The organism is Nocardia flavorosea NBRC 108225 (genome assembly GCF_001613385.1).
Classification (GTDB): Bacteria; Actinomycetota; Actinomycetes; order Mycobacteriales; family Mycobacteriaceae; genus Nocardia; species Nocardia flavorosea.
This window is the reverse complement of sequence record NZ_BDCG01000011.1, coordinates 116,604-123,076: the sequence shown is the minus strand read 5'-3', so window position 1 is coordinate 123,076 and position 6,473 is coordinate 116,604. Positions and strand designations below refer to the sequence as shown.

7 protein-coding genes are annotated in these 6,473 nt (G+C 63.7%); 5 read left to right on the top strand and 2 right to left on the bottom strand.

Going from position 1 to position 6,473, the window contains the following annotated elements:
- Positions 1-521, top strand: a 521-nt coding sequence (locus tag NFL01S_RS36475; protein ID WP_218019607.1) for a hypothetical protein, incomplete at its 5' end; no start/stop codon positions are given.
- A 287-nt stretch (positions 522-808) separates the two neighbouring features.
- Here NFL01S_RS36475 and NFL01S_RS13040 read toward each other — a convergent pair.
- Complete coding sequence (locus NFL01S_RS13040; RefSeq protein ID WP_084492641.1) at positions 809-1,639, bottom strand: HNH endonuclease; 831 nt, start codon at positions 1,637-1,639, stop codon at positions 809-811.
- A 248-nt stretch (positions 1,640-1,887) separates the two neighbouring features.
- Between NFL01S_RS13040 and NFL01S_RS13035 the strand changes: the two genes are divergently transcribed.
- Positions 1,888-3,177, top strand: coding sequence for a restriction endonuclease (locus NFL01S_RS13035; RefSeq protein WP_063915931.1), 1,290 nt, complete (start codon positions 1,888-1,890; stop codon positions 3,175-3,177).
- Between the two features lie 12 nt (positions 3,178-3,189).
- Positions 3,190-3,966 (top strand): hypothetical protein, encoded by a 777-nt coding sequence (locus NFL01S_RS13030; protein ID WP_157116500.1) that lies wholly within the window; start codon positions 3,190-3,192, stop codon positions 3,964-3,966.
- A 107-nt stretch (positions 3,967-4,073) separates the two neighbouring features.
- Here NFL01S_RS13030 and NFL01S_RS13025 read toward each other — a convergent pair whose 3' ends face one another.
- On the bottom strand, positions 4,074-4,925 hold the full coding sequence (locus tag NFL01S_RS13025) for an SDR family oxidoreductase (RefSeq protein ID WP_062974836.1): 852 nt from the start codon (positions 4,923-4,925) through the stop codon (positions 4,074-4,076).
- 101 nt (positions 4,926-5,026) lie between these two features.
- Here NFL01S_RS13025 and NFL01S_RS13020 point away from each other — a divergent pair, with 101 nt between their 5' ends.
- Both NFL01S_RS13020 and NFL01S_RS13015 read left to right on the top strand, forming a co-directional pair.
- Positions 5,027-5,602 carry a TetR/AcrR family transcriptional regulator gene (locus NFL01S_RS13020; RefSeq protein WP_062974834.1) on the top strand — a complete coding sequence of 192 codons (576 nt, stop codon included), beginning with the start codon at positions 5,027-5,029 and terminating at the stop codon, positions 5,600-5,602.
- Between the two features lie 245 nt (positions 5,603-5,847).
- Positions 5,848-6,360, top strand: a complete 513-nt coding sequence (locus NFL01S_RS13015; RefSeq protein ID WP_062974833.1) for an OsmC family protein — start codon at positions 5,848-5,850, stop codon at positions 6,358-6,360.
- The last annotated feature ends 113 nt before the right edge of the window (positions 6,361-6,473 follow it).

The following is a 6,473-nucleotide window of genomic DNA, read 5'->3' as shown; positions in this document are numbered from 1 at the left end:
TGATCTACATAGTGCGGCTCGGACCCGACTCTGTACCGGATTCGATCGGTCACGTCCTCGACATCGTCCGCGCCACCGAAACGTCGACGCTGATCGTTCCCGACCTCGCCCATTTGGAAAATCACCCCGGCCGGGTCTGCGATACATGCGACCTCATTACCGTGTGCCCCGAACAACTCTGGTTGAAGGCCGGCATGAACGCCAACGATGCGACACGCGACTCCATCTGGCTGCCCGAGGTCTGGCACAGCGAGCCGGAAACTCGCCTGCGAGTCGCCGATGCTCACCGAATCATGCAGGCGCACCGAGCCTGCAATCCGTTGGACTGTCCTCGCAAAGCCGCAGCTTTCGCACTCCTGGCCGACACCGGAAAACTCGTTCCCGCCACCCGTAGCCCCCGAGAACGTGCCGCAGCTCGAGGTCTGCCTTACCCCACAGCCGAGCCGATGGCGACAAGCGCAGGGCCACCCGTTGACGTTCTCCAACGGCTACTTGCCGGTCTGACCCAGGTACGGCGATGAGCCCTGGCGAAAGCGGTCGGGCAGGTGTGGATGTCCACCTCACCGTCTTCCTCCACGGCCTTCGTCTCGACTACCGGGCTTGTTCCGTCGCGGCTGATCTCTTTCTCCAGGAGTGGACCGCGCACCATGGTGCCCACACCGCGGCCGTCCTCGCCGACGAACCGGACAGATTCCCCCGCCTTCCTTGTGAACGCCTCTACCTCACTCGCTGACCAGTAGTGGGCTCGCTGCGGAAGAAGTCGACGGTAAACCTGCGGCGCACGACGGTAAACCTGAGGCGCATTGGGCTAACTGGACGAGGCTGTGAACTCAGCGAACCTTTCCGCCAATCCATCCCGTGAGGGCCTGTCACCGGGTCGATGCGGCAGCGAGATATCACGGCCGTGCATTTCCTGCAGGCCGTGTTTCAACATCGGACCATCTTCCTCCTCGAGGAGGTCGCGATTGATTGTGACGCGGTAGTCCGGAGAGATGCCCAAGTAATTGCGATCATAGGCTGCATGATGAATCTTGCAGAGGCTGAGCCCATTGCTCACTTCAGCATTCCCGTGCGGCTTTGTATCGGAGATGATATGCGCTGCATCCAGCAGCGGGCCGTGCTTCAAATTGCAAACAGTGCACTGGCTGCGGTAGGCGTGCAGGATGCGCCCGCGGAACTCTGGCTGATGTAGGCGCTGTTTGGTGATTCTCGCTGCGTATTTCTTTTCCACCGGATGGAGATGAAGCGGGTCGTCCACGGACAGCAACGTTTCATCGAGCGCTATGAGGAACCGCCTGTTCTCTGGGTCGTCAGCAACTGCGTAGACTGGAAAAATAGGTACAAACAGCCCCGGCTCGATCTTCCGGAGCAGAATGAATGGTAGGCGTAGCTCGTAAGCACGACGGAGCTTCTTGTTGTCCCCGGTCGTGCTGCCTTCGCGATAAGCGTAGGCGAATAGCGATTCTCCAACCTCCTCGTCCGAATACCGGCCCTTCGGGTCCGAAAGAATCGACAGCGTCCCGTACGTGCTGGCTGGATTGCGGATACCGCGGCTATGGTCGATCAGTCGATGCACCTCACCGTCGACAGTGAACCTCGAAAGTTGCTCCCGGGTGACGACCCCGGTGTCACGGACCATCTCTTCAAGATGATCGAAAATTGCCTGTCTCAAGACGGTTCAGCGCTGGTGTCCACCAGTGGATTCTGCCAGGCGCGGTGTACCTGTGTCGGCATCCGGATGGATCGAATTGCGGGGGCACAATGCACACCGGCGAAGACAGACAGTGGGCTGCGGGCCGGTGCTGTGATGGGCGTGCGTCTTTCGGGTCGGAAGGACCAGGTCACCCGGCTGGTCTGCATTCGTAGAGCACTCTACGATATGCATTCATGATCGGTTCTGAGACCGCAGTCGCCTTCGATGCACTCAGGGAGGCCGATCTGCATATCGACCGCCTGTACCTTGGCGGTGCGAAGGGGACGGCAGGGGACGACGCGCTGGCTCGGTTGCTTCCAGTAGGGAACCAGGGGGGATTCCGACTCAAGGGTTCCGTGATGAAGAAGGATGTGCGGCTGGTGGCCCTCTTTACGACGGGAGCCGAGCCGGACTGGCCGGATCAGCTGGATCTGGAGACCGGAATATTTACCTACTACGGAGACAACCGGAAGCCCGGCTCTGGCCTGCATCAGACCACACGCTCCGGAAACCTGTTGTTGCGGGATGTCTTCGAAGCCACCCACGGCCTGCCCGAGGAGCGGGCGGTAGTGCCACCGTTTCTCTGTTTCGAGAAAGCTGCACCTGGTCGTTCGGTCCGGTTCAGAGGGCTTCTCGCCCCCGGTACGGAAACGATGACATCCGACGAGGACCTGTCCGCCATATGGCGTCATACGAAGGGCGCCCGGTTCCAGAACTATCGTGCTTTCTTCACCGTCCTCGACGTAGGCATAGTGGAGCGCACATGGCTGACCTCGGTCCTTCGCGGCGAACCCACCACCGGACCGGGTTGTCCTGCGCCATGGAGGGAATGGGTCGACGGGCGTGTGTACCGTCCATTGGTTGCGCCGTCGACGTTGACCATCCGGACCAAGGATGATCAGCTTCCGGACGACCCTGCGGGGTGGGAGATGCTGAGAATGATCCGCGCACATTTCGAAGGCCGAGAGACAGACTTCGAAGAGTGTGCAGTGGCAATCTGGCGCATGATGGCACCGGCCACGGGGAAGTGCACGGTGACACTTCCATCTCGTGACGGCGGACGCGACGCGGTAGGTGCCTATCTACTCGGTCCCGGTGCCGACCGAGTAGCTGTCGAGTTCGCACTCGAAGCGAAGTGCTACAAGGAAACCAACAGCATCGGTGTCAAGGAAATGAGTCGGCTGATCTCCCGGATCCGGCACCGGCAGTTCGGAGTCTTCGTCACGCTGTCCTACTTCGCGAAACAGGTTTATGAGGAAGTCCGGGAAGACGGTCATCCCATCGCCATGATTTGTGGACGCGACGTGGTCGAAGCGTTGCGGCAGAAGGGATACAGCGACCGCGAGCGTCTCCGGAAATGGTTGGACGAAGGGTTTCCGAGGACACTGCATATCGATTCGGTCGTGGGGCTCGGTCACTCGGTAGGAGTTGGTTACAGCATCCTGGACGGAAGTAGATCGGTCGAGCCGGGGAGTCGGGTGTAGAGCCCCCGCGCGATGGAAGGCGTTCCTGGCTGCGGGGCTCCCGTTCTCACCGATGCCGGTGGGGCTGTGGAGGGCAACTGGTTGCGCACCGAAGCTGAACGGGTCGGTGGGCGGATCGATGATGACCCAGCGGCCGGGCTGCTGCCCGATATCGGGGCGCTCGGGGGTGTCGGGTTCGACCCAGGGCGGCTACACCCGGACGTCCGGGATTTCTATGAGCAGACCGCGTTGTGGCGGATGGAGGCGTGGGTTCAGTGGGCTCCGGGATTCGCGATGGGCGGGTGGTTTGTCACCAGGTTCTTCGGGCGGCGGGTGGGGCAGTTGGCGTTGCCGATTCGGTCGTTGGATACGGCGCGGGGAATCGATAGCCGGGTCGAGCAGCTGGTCGATGCGGACGGTGGGTATCGCGGCGCGGCGTGGTTGCGGACTTCGCGGGCCACGGGCGAATACATCTACAGCGGGTTCTATCGAGTCACGCAGCTACCCGGCTCCGATCAGCCGAGTGTGCATGTGTCGTTTCCGCTGCCGTTGGGGAACGTGCAGGTCCTTCTGCGGCCCGAGGTCGGGGCGGATGGGGAGTTGCGCTTGGTGTCGCCGCCGGGTGCGTTCGGGGCTGACGGTGCCTATGTCACGGTGGTCGAGGGTGATCGTTGCTGGGCGGCGCGGATCCCCATACATGAGGAGTTCCGTGTGTTCGCCGACAGTACGAACCTGCTGCGCACCGACCACACGCTCAACCTCGGGCGCGCCACGGCGCTTCGACTCCACTACCTCCTCGTACGCGATTGAGCTCGGCACCCCCGACCGGCTGGTTGACCGTGGCAGAGAACCCCGCCCCGGAGCCGTGCTCGGTGCCACGGTGGGCGATGGGTGAGACCACGTGCCGGCGGGGCGGATCAGTGGGTGAAGGCGACAGATTCGGCGAGATCCTTCTGAGTTTCGAGCGCGGTGAGACGTTCGGTGAGTGCCGTATGGATTGCGCTATAAGAGTCGGATCCGAGAGTCAGGCGCAGTGGCGGGCTCGGGTGGCGGGTGGTGTCGTAGATGGCGGCGGCGAGCTTGGCCGGGTCGCCGGTGAAGACGCTCTCGTCTGCGGTTTCCAGGGAGTGCCGGGTCTGGCCGACGGCATTGTCGCGGTAGACGGTCGTTTCGGTGGTGTATTGCAGGGCCGAAGCGAAACCGGTGCGGGTGGCGCCGGGCTCGACCAGAGTGAGGTATATGCCGAAGTCGGAGACCTCGCGGCTGACGCTCTCGGTGAAGCCCTCCAGCCCCCACTTGCCCGCGTGATAGGAGCTGTGGGTGGGGATACCGACCTGGCCGCCGACGCTGGAGATCTGGATGATCCGGCCACCGCCCTGCTCACGCATCGGCTGCAGGAAGGCGCGGGTGATCACCATCGGCGCGAGCAGGAGGACCTCGATCTGGTCGCGAATCTGTTGGACGGTCATTTCCTCGGCTGCGCCCACAACCGCGTATCCGGCATTGTTGACCACAATGTCCACCGGCCCGGACCGGAGAGTTCTGCCGACCACCTTGTCCACGTCGGCCGGCCGCGTGAGGTCGAGGATCTCGACAGTCAGCCGGTCGCCGTACATCTCGCGCAGGTCTTCGAGAGCTGCCCGGCGGCGGACCGTCGCCGTAACGCGGTCGCCGTTCCGCAGGGCGTGCTCGGTGAGATGGCGGCCCAGCCCACCGGAGGCTCCGGTGACGAACCAGTGACGTGAGGCCTTGTCGGAGGGGGCGGGCATGGGAGTCTCCTGAAGTAGAGTGATACCGGAACTCATTCCGTTTAAAGTTAAGCGGAACGTATTCCGGAAAGCAACTGGAGGCCGACACCGAAGGAACCCGCATGCCCGCCACACCCCGCCGCACCAGGAGTGACGCGCTGCAGAACCGGGAGCGCTTGCTCGAGGTCGCCGCGCAGGCCTTCGCCGAGCAGGGGCTGGACACCGCGCCTGCCGCCATCGCGAAGCAGGCGGGCGTGGGTGTCGGCACGCTCTACCGGCACTTCCCGACTCGGGAAGTCCTCATCGACGCCGCCTACCGGCGTCAACTCACCCAGGTGTGCGAGAAGGTGAACGACCTTCTCGCCCAGCACCCGGCCGCCGAGGCCACCCGGATGTGGATGGAGCACTTCATCCACTACGCCACGGCAAAAAGCGGAATGTCCGAAGCCCTCAACGCGGTCATCGCCTCCGGCATCGATCCGTACTCCGACAGCCGAGCACTCCTTACCGACGCCGTCGCCACCCTCCTCACGGCCGGCGCCCGAGACGGAAGCCTGCGAACGGACGTCGCCCCGGACAATGTCCTACTCCTCATGGGTGGCATCGCCTATTCCGTGCAGCACGGCACCGAAGAGCAAGCCCGTCCGCTCGTCGACCTCTTCATGGACGCGCTGACCAAGGACTCGGCCGGGAGCTGAGCCCAAATCCCGATCAACTCCGCCGCCAACTCGGTGCGGCGGATCATCGACGCCCGGTAGGTCGCCGCTGTGGTGACCTTCCTGGCCTCACCGCGCAGTAGCACCACCACCGGTGACGCCGTTGCGGCCGGCGGTGGGGTGCCGGGGCGGTCTACTACTCACGCACCTGACCGATCGCCGTCCGATTGGCCTCAGCCTGAGCACAATCGTGGTGCCGGCACATCCCGCAACCTAACGTCGCGGCCATGACCACCGAGACTTCCTCACTCAACGACATCTCCACGGCCACTGCCGATGCAGTCGCACAGGATCCGGCGAATGCCGCGGTGGTCTTCCGTGTATCAGGGACACCGCAGGGCACGGTGGGGAGCGCCATCACTGCAGGTGTTCACGGGTTGCAGGTGGACGAACCGCCGGCACTCGGTGGGGAGGGCACCGCGCCGAATCCGGTGGAGGTCTATCTGGGCGCGTTGATTTCCTGCCAGATCGTCACCTACCGGTTCTGGGCGCAGCGGCTGGGGATCGTGGTCGACGATCTGTCGATCGAAGCCGAAGGCGATCTGGATATCCGCGGATTCTTCGGCCTCGACGACCGGGTGCGCGCGGGGTTTCAGGCGGTGCGGGTCCGGGTTCGGATCACCGGACCGGAGACCGCGCAGCGGTATGCGGAGCTGCAGGCCGCTGTCGATGCCCACTGCCCGGTCCTGGACCTCACCACCGGCGCGACACCGGTCGAGACCACACTCGAAACAGCCTGATCTCCCGGCCGCGGTGCACTACGGCACCGAATGGACGTTCGTCTGCGCCGGGCGCCGAGTCGAGGGCGCTGCACCCAAGCGGCTGTGTCGCCCGTATCTGCACCATGTCGAGG